General features: G+C 67.8%; 13 protein-coding genes and 2 pseudogenes. 9 read left to right on the top strand and 6 right to left on the bottom strand.

All coding sequences use genetic code 11. The annotated features are described in order from the left end of the window. Positions 1-126 precede the first annotated feature (126 nt). The 3 genes from A3A5_RS0105115 to uraH (A3A5_RS0105105) are packed head-to-tail and all read left to right on the top strand — an operon-like array spanning position 127 to position 2,344. Positions 127-1,467: an MFS transporter gene (locus A3A5_RS0105115; protein WP_018309541.1), complete on the top strand. Its 1,341-nt coding sequence runs from the start codon at positions 127-129 to the stop codon at positions 1,465-1,467. Between the two features lies 1 nt (position 1,468). Beyond that, positions 1,469-1,978: a hydroxyisourate hydrolase gene (gene uraH / locus A3A5_RS0105110; protein ID WP_018309540.1), complete on the top strand. Its 510-nt coding sequence runs from the start codon at positions 1,469-1,471 to the stop codon at positions 1,976-1,978. A gap of 30 nt (positions 1,979-2,008) precedes the next feature. Continuing rightward, the gene (uraH, locus tag A3A5_RS0105105) at positions 2,009-2,344 is read left to right on the top strand and encodes a hydroxyisourate hydrolase (protein WP_011616942.1); all 336 of its coding nucleotides are present in this window, start codon (positions 2,009-2,011) and stop codon (positions 2,342-2,344) included. Between the two features lie 86 nt (positions 2,345-2,430). Here the strand turns inward: uraH (A3A5_RS0105105) and A3A5_RS0105100 are convergent, their stop codons facing one another. Then, complete coding sequence (locus tag A3A5_RS0105100) at positions 2,431-2,910, bottom strand: MarR family winged helix-turn-helix transcriptional regulator (RefSeq protein WP_026200469.1); 480 nt, start codon at positions 2,908-2,910, stop codon at positions 2,431-2,433. Positions 2,911-3,024: 114 nt separating this feature from the next. Here A3A5_RS0105100 and A3A5_RS0105095 point away from each other — a divergent pair, with 114 nt between their 5' ends. The 4 genes from A3A5_RS0105095 (at position 3,025) to A3A5_RS0105080 (ending at position 7,630) form a co-directional block, all read left to right on the top strand. After that, on the top strand, positions 3,025-4,068 hold the full coding sequence (locus A3A5_RS0105095) for a cupin domain-containing protein (protein ID WP_018309538.1): 1,044 nt from the start codon (positions 3,025-3,027) through the stop codon (positions 4,066-4,068). Between the two features lie 32 nt (positions 4,069-4,100). Beyond that, a complete protein-coding gene (locus A3A5_RS0105090; RefSeq protein ID WP_018309537.1) occupies positions 4,101-4,958 on the top strand; it encodes a fumarylacetoacetate hydrolase family protein in 858 nt (285 codons plus the stop codon). A gap of 42 nt (positions 4,959-5,000) precedes the next feature. Continuing rightward, the gene (locus A3A5_RS0105085) at positions 5,001-6,179 is read left to right on the top strand and encodes an FAD-dependent monooxygenase (RefSeq protein WP_018309536.1); all 1,179 of its coding nucleotides are present in this window, start codon (positions 5,001-5,003) and stop codon (positions 6,177-6,179) included. 83 nt (positions 6,180-6,262) lie between these two features. Beyond that, on the top strand, positions 6,263-7,630 hold the full coding sequence (locus A3A5_RS0105080; RefSeq protein WP_018309535.1) for an MFS transporter: 1,368 nt from the start codon (positions 6,263-6,265) through the stop codon (positions 7,628-7,630). A gap of 10 nt (positions 7,631-7,640) precedes the next feature. Here the strand turns inward: A3A5_RS0105080 and A3A5_RS40735 are convergent. After that, positions 7,641-7,921: pseudogene (locus tag A3A5_RS40735) on the bottom strand (winged helix-turn-helix transcriptional regulator); the annotation flags it as partial. Positions 7,922-8,076: 155 nt separating this feature from the next. On the opposite strand from A3A5_RS40735, the gene A3A5_RS0105070 reads away from it, so the two are divergent. Next, positions 8,077-8,670, top strand: a complete 594-nt coding sequence (locus A3A5_RS0105070; RefSeq protein WP_018309534.1) for a hypothetical protein — start codon at positions 8,077-8,079, stop codon at positions 8,668-8,670. A gap of 87 nt (positions 8,671-8,757) precedes the next feature. Here A3A5_RS0105070 and A3A5_RS37630 read toward each other — a convergent pair. From A3A5_RS37630 to A3A5_RS0105050, 4 genes and pseudogenes are all read right to left on the bottom strand, one after another. After that, positions 8,758-10,348 (bottom strand): annotated as a pseudogene (locus A3A5_RS37630) (gamma-glutamyltransferase family protein). Between the two features lie 65 nt (positions 10,349-10,413). Beyond that, the gene (locus A3A5_RS0105060; protein WP_018309533.1) at positions 10,414-11,391 is read right to left on the bottom strand and encodes a tripartite tricarboxylate transporter substrate binding protein; all 978 of its coding nucleotides are present in this window, start codon (positions 11,389-11,391) and stop codon (positions 10,414-10,416) included. A 273-nt stretch (positions 11,392-11,664) separates the two neighbouring features. Continuing rightward, positions 11,665-13,116, bottom strand: a complete 1,452-nt coding sequence (locus tag A3A5_RS0105055) for an NAD-dependent succinate-semialdehyde dehydrogenase (protein WP_018309532.1) — start codon at positions 13,114-13,116, stop codon at positions 11,665-11,667. 9 nt (positions 13,117-13,125) lie between these two features. Further along, the gene (locus A3A5_RS0105050; protein WP_018309531.1) at positions 13,126-14,397 is read right to left on the bottom strand and encodes a 4-aminobutyrate--2-oxoglutarate transaminase; all 1,272 of its coding nucleotides are present in this window, start codon (positions 14,395-14,397) and stop codon (positions 13,126-13,128) included. Positions 14,398-14,531: 134 nt separating this feature from the next. Here A3A5_RS0105050 and A3A5_RS0105045 point away from each other — a divergent pair, with 134 nt between their 5' ends. Then, positions 14,532-16,046, top strand: a complete 1,515-nt coding sequence (locus A3A5_RS0105045) for a PLP-dependent aminotransferase family protein (protein WP_018309530.1) — start codon at positions 14,532-14,534, stop codon at positions 16,044-16,046. Positions 16,047-16,109 lie beyond the last annotated feature (63 nt).

The following is a 16,109-nucleotide window of genomic DNA, read 5'->3' as shown; positions in this document are numbered from 1 at the left end:
ATGGGGCCTATACCAGCCCCCTCGTTTCGCATTGGCGGGCCATTCATATACTTGCTCCCAACCCGGCGCACGGCATGCACCGCCGCCAGGCAAGACCTGGCAGAACACGACAAGACAGGAGACATCATGTCGATCACAAAACAAGGCATCCCGGTATTTGCCGGCACCGCCGACGACGCCGAGGACAGCGTCTACCGCAAGGTTACCTGGCGCCTGCTGCCCTTCCTGGGGGTGCTGTGGGTGCTGGCCTGGCTGGACCGCGTGAACATCGGTTTCGCCAAACTGCAGATGCTGGATTCACTGGGCTTCAGCGAGGCCGTGTACGGGCTGGGCGCGGGCATCTTCTTCCTCGGCTACTTCTTCTTCGAGGTGCCGTCGAACATGCTGCTGCAGAAGATCGGCGCCAAGAAGACGATCATGCGCATCACCATCTGCTGGGGCGTGATCTGCATGCTGCAGACCTTTGTCGCCACGCCCACGCAGTTCTACATCCTGCGCTTCCTGCTGGGCGCGTTCGAGGCCGGCTTCTACCCCGGCGTGATCCTGTACTTGACCTACTGGTATCCGTCGCAGCGCCGCGCGCGCGCCTTCGGCACCTTCATGTCCGCGTCGGCCATCGCCGGCGTGCTGGGCGGCCCGCTGGCCGGCTGGATCATGACCAGCATGGGCGGCGTGAACGGCATGCACGGCTGGCAGTGGCTGTTCATCCTGGAAGGCATCCCGTCGGTGCTGGCCGGCATCTTTGCCTGGTTCTACATGACCGACAAGCCCGAGCAGGCGCGCTGGCTCTCCGACGCCGAGAAACGCGTAGTGCAGGACGCACTCAAGCGCGACCACGCCGCCCAGGGCGAGCGCGGCCACGACTGGCGCACGCTCTTCACCAACCCCAAGGTGTGGCTGCTGATCGCGATCTTCTTCTGCCTGCTGTGCGCCAACTCGACGCTGACCTTCTGGATCCCGACCATCATCAAGGACGTGGGTTTCACCACGCCGATGGCAGTGGGCTGGATCGCGGCCGTGGCCTACCTCTGCGGTGCCGCCGGCATGATCCTCAACGGCGCGCATTCGGACCGCCGCAACGAAGTGCGCTGGCACTTCAGCGGCGCCGCGCTGGTCGGTGGCGGTGCCATGGCCGTGCTGGCCGTGCTGCTGGGTGCGCAGGTGCTGTCGCCGGTGATCGCACTGCTGGCCATGACTGCCGCGCTGGTCGGCACCATGAGCGCCATCCCCGTGTTCTGGCAACTGCCCAACCGCTACCTGGCAGGCAGCGCCGCCGCGGTGGGCGTGGCCCTGATCAACTCGGTGGCCAACCTGGCCGGCTTTGGCGCGCCCTATGTGATGGGGCTGATCAAGAACACTACCGGCAAGCTCACCTCCGGCCTGTACCTGGTGGCGGTGATCGAGGTGCTGGCCGCGGTGCTGGTGCTGGCCGGCATCCGCAAGCTGGGCGGCAAGCAAGGGGCCTGACATGGACAACCACGCTTTTGATCCCACCCGCCGGCGCTTCGCGCTGCAATCGATGACGCTGGGCGGCGGCGCGCTGCTGGCCGGCGCCAGCTGGGGCGCCACGCCGGATGCTGCGGCCCCCAACCAGACCGCGGCACCCGTGCAGCAAGGCGGCCTGAGCCCGCGCCTGACGCTGCACGCGCTGGACACCTACCACGGCACGCCCGCGGCCGGCATGCGCGTGGAGATGTTCCGCATCGACAATGGCCAGCGCACGCCGCTGCAGACCGTCACGCTGGCCGCCAACGGCCGCAGCGAACCGCCGCTGCTGATCGGCGACAGCTACCGCACCGGCACCTACGAACTGATCCTGCATGCGGACGAATACTTTGCCGCGCGCAAGGCCTGCCTGCCGCAGCCATCCTTCCTGTCGAAGATCCCGCTGCGCCTGCGCGTCACCGACGCCAGCCAGCGCATCCACCTGCCCGTGCTGTTCGGGCCGTGGAGCTACAACTACTACCGCGGCAGCTGACGCCGCGGCCCAACCCGGAGACATCGCATCATGGCAGGCATCAGCACACATGTGCTCGACGTATCCCTGGGCCGCCCCGTGGCCGGCATGCAGGTGGAACTGTTCGACGTCGCCACCCAGCCGCCACGGCTGATCGCGCGCACCCGCACCAACCACGACGGCCGCACCGACACGCCGATGCTGCCGCCGGCGCAGGCGCGCACCGGCGAGTTCGAACTGCGCTTCTGGGTGGCGGACTACTTCCGCACCCCCGATGTGTTCGCCGACATCGTGCCCGTGCGCTTTACCATCGCGGACGCCGCGCAGCACTACCATGTGCCGTTGCTGTGTTCGCCGTGGAGCTTCGGGACGTATCGGGGCAGCTGAATGAACCTCGCCCGTGCGCAAGGCACGGGCGACGACGATGCGCTACCGGGCCCCGGCACTGCCGGGCCCGGTCCCTGCACAGGGATCTATCCGCGCCGCGGCGGGGCCGACACCGGCACGCGGCTCACTTCGTTGTTGGCATCGACAACGCGCTTGAGCATCTTCACGAACGCCGCCTTCTCCGCCTTGGTCAGGCCGGTCAGCATGCGGTCCTGGGCGCGTTCCGTGCCCGGGTACATCTGCCGCAGCAACGCCTCCCCCGCTTGCGTCAGGTAAAGCAGCTTGGTGCGCCGGTCGGTGCCGGTCTCGCGCGAGATCAGGCCCTTGGCCTCCAGCCGCTCCACCACCCCTGAAATCGTATTGCGATCGAAGCCGATCGCCTGTGCCACCCGGAGCTGGTCAATGCCCGGGTGAGCGCGCACCGCCGCCAGGGCGCCGTACTGCACCGGCGTGGTATCAAAGCCGGCCGTTTCTTCCAGAAAGACAGTGGTCGCGATCTGCTGGAGCCGGCGGATCAGGTGTCCGGGCTTGTCGTACAGGATCACTTCAAGGCTGTTGTCTTCCATTTCCATACCAGGGTATTGCGGGCAATGCCGCATGGTACCTCAGGTTAACCCCAGTACTGATAATCACTATTGTGACTATCATACTGGTGACGAACTACCCGAGGAGGACGCGACATGCATCACCCCGCCGCAGCGTTGTCTGCCGATTACCGCGAAAAGCTGGCCGCCACCGGCCTGACCCCACTATGGGAACACCTGTCCGGTGCCTTGCCCCATGGCCGCCCTGCCGGCGTGACCGTTGCCAGCCTCTGGCGCTACCGGGATATCAGGCCCCTGCTGCTCCAGGCCGGAGAGCAGGTGCCGGTAGAGAAGGCCGAGCGCCGCGTACTGGTGCTGAGCGACCCCGGCCGCGGCCCCGCCGCGATGCAGGCCACCGGCGGCGTCTATGCGGGCATCCAGTTGATCCTGCCCGGTGAAACAGCACCCACGCACCGGCATTCGCCCAGTGCCGCGCGCGTGGTCATTGAAGGCAATGGCGGCTTCACGGTGGTCAACGGCCAGCGCTGCGACATGGAGCGTGGCGATGTCATCCTGACGCCGTCGGGCCAGTGGCATGACCATGGCCACCAGGGCACCGGCCCGGTGACGTGGCTCGACGTGCTGGACTTGCCGGTGTTCACCGCGGTGGAAGCGTCCTATGCGCAGGCCGGCACGCCCGGCTGCAATACCGAGGACACGCTGGCCACGCTGCAAAGCCGCCTGCTGGCTGACGGGCTGGCAACCCCGCCCGCCATGCACCGCACCAACCCATACCCGATGTTGCGTTTCCCGTGGCAGCGCACGCGTGCCGGCCTGCTGGAACTGGCCCGGCATGCCGCGGACGGCGCGCCGGCCGAGCTTTCCTATGTCAATCCGGAGACTGGCGACAGTTGTCTGCCGGTGATCGGCTTCACCGCCATGCTGCTCCCCGCCGGCCGTGCACACGCTCCCGTGCCGCGCTCGCCGGCGGCCGTATTCCATGTCATAGAAGGCAACGGTGAATCCACCATCGACGGCAAGTCCTTTGTCTGGAGCGCGGGCGATACCTTCACGGCGCCCGCCTTTGCCGAGATCGCTCACCGCGCGGACGTCCACAGCGGCCCGTCCTGCCTGCTGCGCATCGACGACGAGCCGCTGCACAGGAAGCTCGGCTTTTTCCAGGAACGGCGCTTCGCCTGAGCTTTCGATCCCATCCCACTCCGGAGTCATCCATGCGTATCTGCCGCTTCGACAACAACAAGCTAGGCCTGGTCCAGGGCGATGAGGTCCTTGACGTCACCGCCGCCGTCGACGTCCTGCCGACCCATCGCTGGCCGGTGCCGCAGTGCGATCCGCTGATCGCCCACCTGCCGCAAGTCATGAAGGCGGCCGGCGAACTGGCCGCATCGGCACGCCGCTTGCCGCTGGCCTCGGTCACCCTCAACAGCCCGGTGAGCTATGCCAGCAAGCTGCCGGCAGCTCCCGTGAACTACCTCAAGCACATGGCCGAGGCAGAGGGCGACCCCGCCACCTTCCATGCGCACCATCTCAAGCGCATCGAAGAAGTTGGCCTGTTCCTGAAGGCCAGCAGCTCCCTGGCGGGGCCCGGCGACGGCGTCGCACTGCGCCACCTCGATCGCCGCAATGACCATGAACTGGAACTGGCGGTCGTGATCGGCAAGCCGGCTGACCGCGTTGCGGTCGCCGCGGCGCTGGACTACGTGGCCGGCTATGCCATCGGCCTGGACATGACCGTGCGCGGCCCGGAAGAGCGTTCGCTGCGCAAGTCGATCGACAGTTATTCGGTGCTCGGCCCGTGGCTGACGACTGCGGACGAAGTGGCCGACCCAGGCGCGCTGGACATCGAACTGCATGTCAACGGTGAACTGCGCCAGCGGGCCAACACCCGCGACCTGGTGATCGGCATCCCTGAACTGATCGCCTGGGCCTCCGCCTACTACACGCTGCTGCCCGGCGATGTGATCTTTACCGGCACCCCTGACGGGGTTGGCCCGATCTTGCCGGGCGACGTCATCAGTGCGCGCATTGCGCATGTCGGCCAGATGGATGTGCGGGTGCGCGCGGCCTGACGGGCCCGCACCAGACGCCCAAGCTGCAAATCGGAACCCCATATGAGCCAAATCAATTCAGTCGCCACCCTGGTCGTGGGTGGCGGAATCGGCGGCCTGGCCGCGGCACTCGCCCTGGCGCAGCAAGGCCAGCAAGTCCATGTCATCGAGCGCGCGCAAGCGTTCAGCGAAGTCGGCGCCGGGCTGCAACTTGCGCCCAACGCGTCGCGGGCGCTGGACCATCTCGGCGTGCTCGCCAAGGTCTGGAAAACCGCCGTCTTCCCGCAGCGCCTGGTCTGGATGGACGCCCTCTCCGGGCAGAACGTGACGGCGATGGACCTGGGCGACAAGTTCCAGGCTTGCTATGGCTACCCCTACGTGGTCATGCATCGCAGCGACCTGCTCGAGGCCCTGCTCGGGGCCTGCCTTGAGCACCCCCGGATCACCCTGGAGACGAACCGCCATGTGACCACGGTGACCGATCACGGCGACACCGCCGACGCGCGCTGCGCCGACGGCTCGGTCTACCGTTGTGATGTGCTGATCGGTGCGGACGGCTTGCGCTCAGCCGTGCGCAGCGCGCTGGCCGGCGCGCGCGAGCCGGTGTGCTCGCACTACGTGGCCTACCGCGGCACGATCCCCATGGAACGCATGTCCGCCCACGCGGGCAGCGACAACGTGATGATGTGGACCGGACCCGATATGCACCTGGTGCAGTACCCCGTGCGGCGCGGCGAGCTCTACAACCAGGTCGCGGTCTTCCGCAGCGACCGCTATGCGCCTGGCCACGACGACTGGGGCACCCGGGAAGAGATGGCCGAACGCTTTGCCCCAGCCTGCCCGGAGGTCAGGGATGCGCTGACCATGATCGCCACCAACCGGCGCTGGCCGCTGTTCGACCGCGAGCCGATCTCGCAATGGACGCGCGGGCGCATCGCCCTGCTGGGCGACGCCGCTCACCCGATGCTGCAGTACCTGGCACAAGGCGCCGCACAGGCCCTCGAGGACGCTTGCACGCTGGCCAATGCCTTCGCCGCAAACCCCGACGACCCGGCCGCGGCGCTTGCGGCCTATGCCGGCGTCAGGCGGCCGCGCACTGCCCGGGTCCAGCATACCGCCCGGATCTTCGGCGACATCATCCATATGGAACCGGTTGGCGCCGGCGTACGCAATGCGCTGCTGGCAGACCGCCAGGCTGACGACTATTCGCCAGTGAACTGGCTCTACGCCGCGCAGACATAGAACCTCGACCAAGGGAGGGCATGCGCCCTCCACCAGACCCGCGCCTCGCCCTGACGGCGCACACAACAATAACGGGAGACAACATGCATCAGGAAACCGCTGCCAGTGCGAGCAGCCTTGACGCACTGATCCATGACCGCGACATGTCGTGGTTCCAGATTGCGGCCGTCGCCATCTGCGTTGCGATCAACATGCTGGACGGCTTCGACGTGCTGGCACTGGCGCTGACGGCGCCATCCATCGCCAGGGATTGGGGCCTGAAGCCGACCGAGCTGGGCGTGCTGTTCAGCGCCAGCCTGGCCGGCATGGCCATCGGGTCGCTGACGATTGCACCCATCGCGGACCGCGCCGGGCGCCGGCCCACCGTGCTGGCCTGCCTGGTGCTGCTCAGCGCGGGCATGATTGCCTCGGCCTTTGCGGCGGACGTGACGCAGTTGGGCCTGCTGCGCTTTGTCACCGGGCTGGGCATCGGCGGCGTGCTGCCGAGCATCAATACGCTGGTGGCGGAATACTCGTCATCGCGCCGCCGCGACCTCAACATCAGCATGATGACCGTGGGCTACTCGGTCGGCGCGACCATCGGCGGGCTGGCTTCGGTCTACCTGGTCACACATCACGGCTGGCGCTCGGTGTTCCTGACTGGCGGCGTGCTGTCGATCCTGATGTTCCCGGTCGCCATGGCATTGCTGCCGGAATCGCTGGATTTTCTGGTGGCCAGGCGCCCCAGCGGCGCGCTCGACGCGGTCAACCGCATCCTGTCCCGCCTGGGCCAGGCGCCGCTCGCCGCGCTGCCCGCGCAGCGCGCCGGCAAGTCACGCCCGAGCTTCGCCGCATTATTTGCAGGGGCACAGCGCCGCAGCACGGTGCTGGCCTCGGCAGCGTTCCTGCTGGTCATGCTGACGTTCTACTTCCTCCTCAGCTGGACGCCGAAGATGCTGGTCGACATGGGCCTGACCGTAGAAAGCGGTATCTCGGGCTCGGTGGTGATGAACCTGTCCGGCGTAGTGGGCGGCATCGCCCTCGGCTGGGCCACGGCACGATACGGCCTGCGCCGCATGGCGACCGCCTACCTTGGCCTGTGCTTTGCCAGCGTGGTGGTGTTCACGGTCATTCCCGCCACCACCGCCAACCTGATCGCCATGGCCGCGCTGATCGGCTTCTTCATGAACGGTGCCGTGGTCTGCCTGTATGCACTGGCCCCGCGCGTGTTCCCGCCACAAGTGCGCGCCACCGGCACCGGCCTGGCGCTGGGCTTCGGACGCCTGGGCGGCACGCTCGGGCCCTACCTTGCCGGCGTGCTGATCACCGCGGGCTGGTCGCGCACGGCCTACTCGGCGGCACTGGCCGCGCCCATGCTGGTGGCCGCCGTGCTGTTTGCCATTGCCCTTGCCAGCGAAGCGCGCGCCACCGTGACGGTGGGCGGCACCGCCCCGTCCTCGCCCGGACACTGATCCCCGTATGCGGCACCGGCCCGCGCCCGGGGTCCGCCGCATACTCGTGATACGCACTGCCATCTGAAGCCGGCTGCGTCGCCAGGATGCCGGCCTCCACCAGCCGGCGCAGGCGTCGGACAGGATGTTGCGCGCAACCGCCAGGCTGCGCTGGAAGTCGCTGAAGCGGCGCATGCCATCAAAGGCATCGCGCACGATCATCAGCGACCAGCGCTCGCCGACCAGCTCCAGGGTGCGCGCAACGGGGCAGGTTTCATCGCTCGGGTCCTTGCCGCCCTGGATCAGCGTCATGGCCGGCGATATATCGGAGATCATGAAATCGACCTGGTGCCCCATCAGGTCGGTCAGGGCAGACCGGGCGCGCAAGGACCACGGGCAGGCGTGGAGATGCATGGCAGGAAGCAAGAAAGCCGTAGAATCCCCGGCTGACAACTTCCCTCAAGACCGTGAAAGCACATTCCCGCCTGAACCTGAAGCAGGTCGCCCTGCTCTGCGCCACCCTGCTGGCATCCGTTTCGATCCATGCCGCATCCCCCGCCCAGCCTGACGCAGCGAGCAACACCGCGGCGCCGCTGGGACTGGAGCTGGGCAAGGCCAGGTGCTCTCGCCTGGCGCCGCCGCAGAATCACGCCAGGACCGGCAAGTCCGAGTGGGCCGGTGGCGACGCCGTTGAGCTCAGGCATCTGGAGCGCTTCCACCTCCCGGGCCTGACGCGCGTGATCCTGAACTGCGATGCGCAGGACACCGTGGCGCTGATCACGATGACGTTCGAGCGCCCGGCGCTGGATGAGGTGCGCAAGAAGCTCGACGAGCGCTATGCGTCCCTGCGCAAGACCGAAGGCGCGGCGGAGAATGGCTACGCGGAGTGGGCCGCCGCCAATGGCAGCCTGGAGTTGCTCTATGGGCGCGACAGCAAGCACTTCACCGTGGCGTACTGGGCCAAGGGCGCGAAGGCGAGGTACTTCTCATATGGTGGCACTGACAACAAGAAGCCCGCTGCGGCCACGCCAGCCACCCAGCCCCAGCCTGCGCCGCTGTGACCGCGGGCGGATCGCCCCGCAACGCCCTGCCCGCACCGGGTGTCCTGTTCCGCAGATACCTTGGCTGGCTATCTACGGAACAGGACACTAGAACCCGACTGCCTGCCCGTCGCGCCGCGAGTCCGAGGCCGCGATATAGCCGAACGGCGCCTTGTAGATGAGTTGCGCCGACCCGAACTCCAGGCTGTCGCACGGCGCCACTTCAACGCGATGGCCCATGCCGCGCAGCGTGGAGACCACGTCCGGCGGCAGATGCGCCTCGACATTCACCACCGGCCCGTGCTCCACGCGGAAGCGCGGGGCATCGCTCATGGCCTGCGGATTCTGGCCGAAGGCGGCAAGCCGCGCCATCATCTGCACATGGCCCTGCGCCTGCATCGACCCGCCCATCACGCCGAATGACATCACCGGCTCGCCATTGCGGGTGACGAAGCCCGGGATGATGGTGTGCATCGGCTGCTTGCCTGGCGCCACGCAGTTGGCATGGCCGGGCTTCAGGTTGAAGCCCGCGCCGCGGTTGTGCAGCGCGATGCCGGTGCCGGGCACCACCACGCCGGAGCCAAAGCCGCGGTAGTTGGACTGGATATACGACACCATCGACCCCGCTGCATCCGCGCTGGACAGGTAGACGGTGCCGCCGGTCTTGGGGGATGCCTGCGGTGGGTGTGCCGGCGCGTTTCATATCGATCAGCGCCGCGCGCTCGGCAAGATAGGCCGGATCCAGGAACGCGGCGGGCGCGTGCTGCATGGTGGCCGGGTCCGACACGTGCCGGTGCAGGTCGGCAAAGGCCAGCTTCATCGCCTCGATGCTGACGTGGTAGAAGCCGGCGCTGTCGCAGCCCATGCTTTCCACGTCGAAGCGGTCCAGGATGCCAAGGCCGATCAGCGCGGCAATACCCTGGCCGTTCGGGGGAATTTCATGAAGCGTATAGCCGCGGAACTGCTGCGTCATCGGCTGGACCCAGGCAGCGCGATGCGCGGCCAGGTCGTCGGCGCGGATGGCGCCTCCGGTCTCCTCGGCGAACGCGACGATGCGCGCGGCGAGTTCACCCGTGTAGAAGCTTGCGCCATCGCTCTCGGCAATGCGCTGCAGCGTGGCAGCCTGTTCCGGGAAGCGCCAGCGCTCACCCGCCTGCGGCGCCCTGCCGTCGCGCAGGAACGCCTTGGCAAAGCCGGGCTGCCCGGCCAGCACCGGCACCTGCGCGGCCCATTGCCGTGCGATCTGCGGCGACACCAGGAAACCCTGTTCAGCGTACTCGATGGCCGGTGCGAACAGCCGCGCGAACGGCAGCTTGCCGAAGCGGGCCGACAGCGCCTTCCAGCCCGCGACCTGGCCCGGCACGGTGACCGTATCCCAGCCCACCTGGGGCATGCTGTCGTGCCCGGCGAAATGATCCGGTGTCCAGCGCGCCGGCGCCCGGCCGCTGGAGTTGAGCCCGTACAGCTGCCCCTCGTGCCAGACCAGCGCGAACATGTCCCCGCCAATGCCGTTCATGACCGGCTCCACCACGGTCAGCGCAATCGCGCTGGCAATGGCGCTGTCGATGGCATTGCCGCCTTCGTACAGCATGCGCAGCCCCGCCTGCGCGGCGAGCGGCTGGCTGGTGCTGACCGCGTTGGCGGCCAGCAGCGGCATCTTTTGCGACGGGTAGGGAAAGGTCCAGTCGAAAGGCAACATCGGGAACTCCATTCAGAACAGATGAAAGGGCGCGCGGGCGGCGCCCCAGGGTTGCGGCACGCGGCTTATTGCAGAGTCACGCCGGACTGCCTGACGAGCTTTTCGGTGCGCGGAATCTCCGCGCTGACCATCGCGCTGAAATCGCCGGCGCTGCCGCCGCGCGGCTCGGCGCCGGTGGCAGCCAGGCGCTCGCGGAACTCCGGGGCCTTGAGCAGCTTGTTGATCGAAACATTGAGCTTGCTGACCACGTCGGCCGGCGTGCCCTTGGGCGCGACAATGCCGTACCAGGGCGCGATATCGAAGCCGGCATAACCCTGCTCGGCAATCGTCGGAATCTCCGGCGCGTTGGGCGACCGCTTGCCGGTGGACATGCCGAGCGCGCGCAGCTTGCCTGCCTTCACATACGGCAGGCCGGTCATGATGGTGTCGAAATACATCGACACCTGGCCAGACAGCAGCGCCGGAATCGCTTCGCCGGCGCCCTTGTACGGCACATGGACAATATCGATGCCGGCCGCGGCCTTCAGCATCTCGCCGGCGATATGCGAGGTGGTGCCGGCGCCGAACGAGGCATAGGTCAGCTTGCCCGGATTGGCCCTGGCATACGCGACCATCTCGGGCAGCGTCTTGAATGGCAGCGAGGGGTTGGACAACAGGATATTCGGCGTGACCGCGACCACTGCCACCTTCTCGAACGCATCCGGGTCATAGCTGAGCTTCTTGTACAGGAACCGGTTGGTCACCATCGATGCCGGCCCGGACATCAGCAGCGTATAGCCATCGGCCGGCGCGCGCGCGGCCACCTCGCTGCCGATCATCGCGGCGGCGCCCGGCCGGTTTTCAACCACGAAGGTCTGGCCGTATTCCTTGCCAAGTCCGATGCCGATCTGCCGCGAGATCAGGTCGGTGGCCGAGCCGGCCTGGAACGGCACGACAATGCGCACCGGTTGGCTGGGCCAGTCGCGGGCGCCTTGCGCAAGCGCCAGGGAAGAGGCCGCCAGCATGGCGGCCGCAAGCAGGCTGGGGATAGCAGTGAAACGCATTTTTGTACCCTCATCGATAGAAGAAATGGCATCCGCTGACAGGAACGGATGGCACTTCCCAGTCCGCAATATGCGTGCCATTTGCATTGGGCCGATCCCGGCGCGCGCCCTGTCCGCCCCCTTCCCTTTCCTGGAAGTTTGCGCAGGTCTTGCACCGGCGTCGTCCACCTGGCACCGGCATTTTCCGGACTGTCTTGTCTCCGTGGGGCCAGCGCACTGCGTGGGTGCGCCGTGCCCCGCCCTGGTGGTGGGGTGTGCTTCACCCCATTGTTGTTATTCGACTTCCATGCAGAGGTATTTCGTCTCCAGATACTCGTCGATGCCATGACGTGAGCCTTCGCGGCCCAGCCCCGATTGCTTGACGCCGCCGAACGGCGCCACCTCGTTGGAGATCAGCCCGGTATTGATGCCGACCATGCCGTATTCGAGCCCCTGCGCCACGCGCCAGATCTTTGCCATGTCGCGCGAGAAGAAGTAAGCGGCCAGCCCGGATTCGGTATCGTTGGCCATCGCCACCACCTCCTCTTCGCTGGTGAAGCGGAACAGCGGTGCCAGCGGGCCGAAGGTCTCCTCGCGCGCGACCCGCATCGACGAAGTCGCATTGGCCAGCACGGTCGGCGCGAAGAAGGTGCCGCCGAGCGCATGGCGCTGGCCGCCCGTCAGCACCGTGGCGCCATGCGCGAGCGCGTCGGCGATATGCGCTTCGACCTTGGCCACGGCATCGGCGTCGATGAGCGGGCCTTGCGTGACCCCGCTGTCGACGCCATGGCCCGGGCGCAACTGTTCGACCGCGCTGACCAGCCGGCGCGCGACCTCGTCGTAGACGCGGCCGTGCACATAGATGCGGTTGGCGCAGACACAGGTCTGGCCGCTGTTGCGGAACTTGGAGGCAAGGATGCCCTCGACCGCGCGATCCAGGTCGGCGTCGTCGAAGATGATCAGCGGCGCGTTGCCGCCCAGTTCCAGCGAGAGCTTCTTCACGGTGCCGGCGCACTGCGCCATCAGCAGCTTGCCGATCGCAGTCGAGCCGGTAAAACTGAGCTTGCGCACCACCGGGCTGGCGCACAGTACGCCGCCGATCTGCACGGCGTCGCCGGTCACCACCTGCAGCACGCCACGCGGCACGCCAGCCTGTTCGCCCAGCACGGCCAGCGCCAGGGCCGTGAGCGGGGTCTGTTCAGCGGGCTTGACGATGATGGTGCAGCCGGCGGCGAGCGCCGGGCCTACCTTGCGCGTGATCATCGCCGCGGGGAAGTTCCACGGCGTAATGGCCGCGCACACGCCCACCGGCTCGCGCAGCACCAGCATCTTCTGGCTGCTGCGCGGGCTGGCCAGTACCTCGCCATCGACCCGCTTGGCTTCCTCGCCAAACCATTCGAGGAAGCTCGCGGCGTAGGCCACCTCGCCACGCGCCTCGGCCAGCGGCTTGCCTTGCTCGGCGGTCATCAGCCGGGCCAGGTCCTCCTGGTGCGCCAGCATCAGGTCGGCCCAGCGGCGCAGCACGGCGGCACGCGCCTTGCCCGTCTGCGCGCGCCACGCCGGCAGCGCGCGCTCGGCGGCGCGCACCGCCTGTTCGGCTTCAGCCGCGCCGGCCAGGGGCACCGAGCCGATCCGTGCGCCGGTTGCCGGGTTGCAGACCGCGAGCTCTGCGCCGCTTTGCGCACCGGTCCATTCACCATCGATCAGGCAATGGCTGCGCAGCAGCGCAGTGTGTTGGAGTTCCATGTGTTCCCCTTATTCGGCCAGCGACTGTGCCAGCACCGCCAGCGCCGCGTCGAACTGCGCCTGCGGGATGGTGAGCGGATAGAGGAAACGGATGACATTGCCGTAGGTGCCGCAGGTCAGCAGCACCAGGCCGGCCTCCAGCGCACGGGCCTGTACGCGCCTGGCATGCTCGGCGCTGGGCTGGCCCGTGGCGGGATCGCAGAATTCGGCGGCGACCATCGAACCCAGCCCGCGCACCTCGGCCACTGCGGGACAGTGCTTGCGCTGCGCGAGCAGGTGCTCGCGCAACTGGTGGCCAAGGCTGGCGGAGCGCTCGCACAGCCCTTCTTCTTCAATGACATCGATGACCGCGTGCGCTGCCGCCACCGCCAGCGGATTGCCGGCATAGGTGCCACCGAGGCCGCCGGGCAGCGGTGCATCCATGATCGCGGCCCGGCCGCTGACCGCCGACAGCGGCATGCCGCCGGCGAGGCTCTTGGCCATCGTGATCAGGTCCGCCTCCACGTCATAGTGCGACATCGCGAACATCTTGCCGGTACGGCCAAACCCGGTCTGCACTTCATCGGCGACCAGCACGATGCCGTGCTGGTCGCACACCGCCCGCAGGCCCCGCATGAAATCGGCCGGCGCCGCCTGGAAGCCGCCTTCGCCTTGCACCGGCTCAACGATGATCGCGGCCACGCGGCCCGGATCGATATCGGTCTTGAACAGGCCTTCAAGCGCCTGCAGCGCCCGCTCAGTGCTGACGCCATGCAGCGCGCTGGGGAACGGGGCGTGGTAGATGTCGGAGGGGAACGGGCCAAACCCGATCTTGTACGGCGCCACCTTGCCGGTCAGCGCCATGCCCAGCAGCGTGCGGCCATGGAAGGCGCCCGAGAAGGCGATCACGCCGGGGCGGCCGGTATGCGCACGGGCGATCTTGATGGCATTCTCCACGGCCTCAGCGCCGGTGGTGAACAGGGCCGTCTTGTTCAGGCCCTGGATCGGCACCAGCGCGTTGATGCGCTCGGCCAGCGCGACATAGCCCTGGTAGGGCACGATCTGGTAGGCGGTATGCGTGAAGCGCTCCAGCTGCGCGGCGATGGCCTGCATCACGCGCGGGTGGCGGTGGCCCGTATTAAGCACGGCGATACCGGCGGCGAAGTCCGTGTAGGCACGGCCTTCCACGTCCCACAGCGTGGCGTTCTCGGCGCGGTCGGCGTAGAAATCGCACATCACGCCCACGCCGCGCGGCGTCGCGAGGGTACGGCGTTGGTTCAGTTCGAGGTTTTTCATGGTCATTGTGCGGTAAGGACTGTCGGCACCGGCCGACTCGCGAATCGGACACCGCTGGCAGGAGCCCGGCGATGCGAGATATTTCAACCGGCCTTGGCCCTATAATCCAGTACCGCTTTCGCAATTCCGATGGTGCCAATTTGAAATCGATCTGCGGCGACCAGCTGCTCCAGCGCCTGGGTCCCGAAGGCACGGCGGCCCTGGGCAAACCGCTCAACCGCGGCCTCTATGAATGCATCCGCGGCGCGATACAGGACGGCAGCCTTGCGCCGGCCACCCGCCTGCCGCCGCAACGCGACCTGGCCACCGAACTGGGGTTGTCGCGCAATACGGTGATGTTTGCCTACGACCAGCTGCTGGCCGAGGGGTACCTGTACGCGCGCACCGGCAGCGGCACCTTCGTTGCCGCCACCGCGCCGGAGCGCTACCTGAACGCCGCCGCGGTCCCGGCAACTGAGGTCGGGCCGCGGGCCATGCCCGGCCTGTCGCCGCGCGGACAGCGGTTGCTGGCCAATGCCTCGGCCTCGCCCACGCAGTGGGGCGCATTCATGCCGGGCGTGCCCGACGTCACGCGCTTCCCGCATCGCCGCTATGCCCAGATCTCGGCGCGCCTGTGGCGCCAACCGCACCCGGAGTGGCTGAGCTACAGCCATGGCGGCGGGCTGCCGGCGCTGCGCGAAGCCCTGGCGGCGCATCTGCGGGTGGCGCGCTCGGTGCGCTGCGATCCGGACCAGGTGCTGATCACCGAGGGCATTCACCAGGCCATCGACCTGGTGGTGAGGATGCTGGGCTCGCCCGGCGACCAGGCGTGGGTGGAAGAGCCCAGCTATTGGGGCATCCGCGGCGTGCTGCAGGTCAGCGACATCGGCATGGTGCCGAAGCTGGTGGACGACGAGGGCCTGACGCTGCCCGACACAGAAGCCGGCAGGGAGATGCCCGCGCCGCGCTTTATCTTCGTCACGCCCTCGCACCAGTACCCGCTTGGCGCCGTGATGAGCCTGAAGCGCCGGCGCGCGCTGCTGGAGTACGCCCGCCAGCGCGGCAGCTGGATCGTCGAGGACGACTACGACAGCGAATTCCGCTTTTCCGGGCAGCCGATTCCGTCGTTGCAGGGCATGGAACCGGATGCGCCGGTGATCTATATCGGCACCTTCAGCAAGACACTCTATCCGGGCTTGCGCATGGGCTACCTGGTGTTGCCGCGCAGCCTGGCCGGCGCCTTCCAGACCGCGCACGCCGAGCTATACCGGGCAGGCCATCTGATGACGCAGGCAACCGTCGCCGAGTTCATGCAGGCCGGCGACTATGCCGCCCACATCCGCCGCATGCGGCCGCTGTATGCCAGGCGGCGCGCCATCCTGGCCGCGTTGATCGAGCGCTATCTTGGCCCCGGCGCGCTGCACGAGCACGGCAGCAACGCCGGCCTGCACCTGGTGCTGCGCCTGCCCGACGATGCCGACGACGTGGCCATCACCGCTGCCGCCCGCGAGCGCGGCATCGTGGTGCGGCCGCTGTCGCGCTATTACATCGGCGATGCCGTGCAGAAAGGCCTGCTGCTGGGGTACGCCTGCGTGCCGGAAGAGGACATCGCGCCGGCCTTCGACAGGCTGCTCGGCTGCCTGCCGCGCGGCAGCATGCGCGCCCCGCAGCGTTGAAGCGTGCCAAGAGACAAGCCCCGCCGTCCTGAAGGCGGTTCCATCCTGATATAACCGGAGCAT

Source organism: Cupriavidus sp. UYPR2.512, assembly GCF_000379565.1.
Taxonomy (GTDB): domain Bacteria; phylum Pseudomonadota; class Gammaproteobacteria; order Burkholderiales; family Burkholderiaceae; genus Cupriavidus.
Note: the sequence above shows the minus strand (reverse complement) of the source record. Positions and strands in the feature narration are given on the sequence as shown.

Coding starts and splice junctions, on each gene's coding strand:
- A3A5_RS0105115 (WP_018309541.1), top strand. CDS start 127: ATGTCGATCACAAAACAAGGCATCCCGGTATTTGCCGGCACCGCCGAC.
- uraH (WP_018309540.1), top strand. CDS start 1,469: ATGGACAACCACGCTTTTGATCCCACCCGCCGGCGCTTCGCGCTGCAA.
- uraH (WP_011616942.1), top strand. CDS start 2,009: ATGGCAGGCATCAGCACACATGTGCTCGACGTATCCCTGGGCCGCCCC.
- A3A5_RS0105100 (WP_026200469.1), bottom strand. CDS start 2,910: ATGGAAGACAACAGCCTTGAAGTGATCCTGTACGACAAGCCCGGACAC.
- A3A5_RS0105095 (WP_018309538.1), top strand. CDS start 3,025: ATGCATCACCCCGCCGCAGCGTTGTCTGCCGATTACCGCGAAAAGCTG.
- A3A5_RS0105090 (WP_018309537.1), top strand. CDS start 4,101: ATGCGTATCTGCCGCTTCGACAACAACAAGCTAGGCCTGGTCCAGGGC.
- A3A5_RS0105085 (WP_018309536.1), top strand. CDS start 5,001: ATGAGCCAAATCAATTCAGTCGCCACCCTGGTCGTGGGTGGCGGAATC.
- A3A5_RS0105080 (WP_018309535.1), top strand. CDS start 6,263: ATGCATCAGGAAACCGCTGCCAGTGCGAGCAGCCTTGACGCACTGATC.
- A3A5_RS0105060 (WP_018309533.1), bottom strand. CDS start 11,391: ATGCGTTTCACTGCTATCCCCAGCCTGCTTGCGGCCGCCATGCTGGCG.
- A3A5_RS0105055 (WP_018309532.1), bottom strand. CDS start 13,116: ATGGAACTCCAACACACTGCGCTGCTGCGCAGCCATTGCCTGATCGAT.
- A3A5_RS0105050 (WP_018309531.1), bottom strand. CDS start 14,397: ATGACCATGAAAAACCTCGAACTGAACCAACGCCGTACCCTCGCGACG.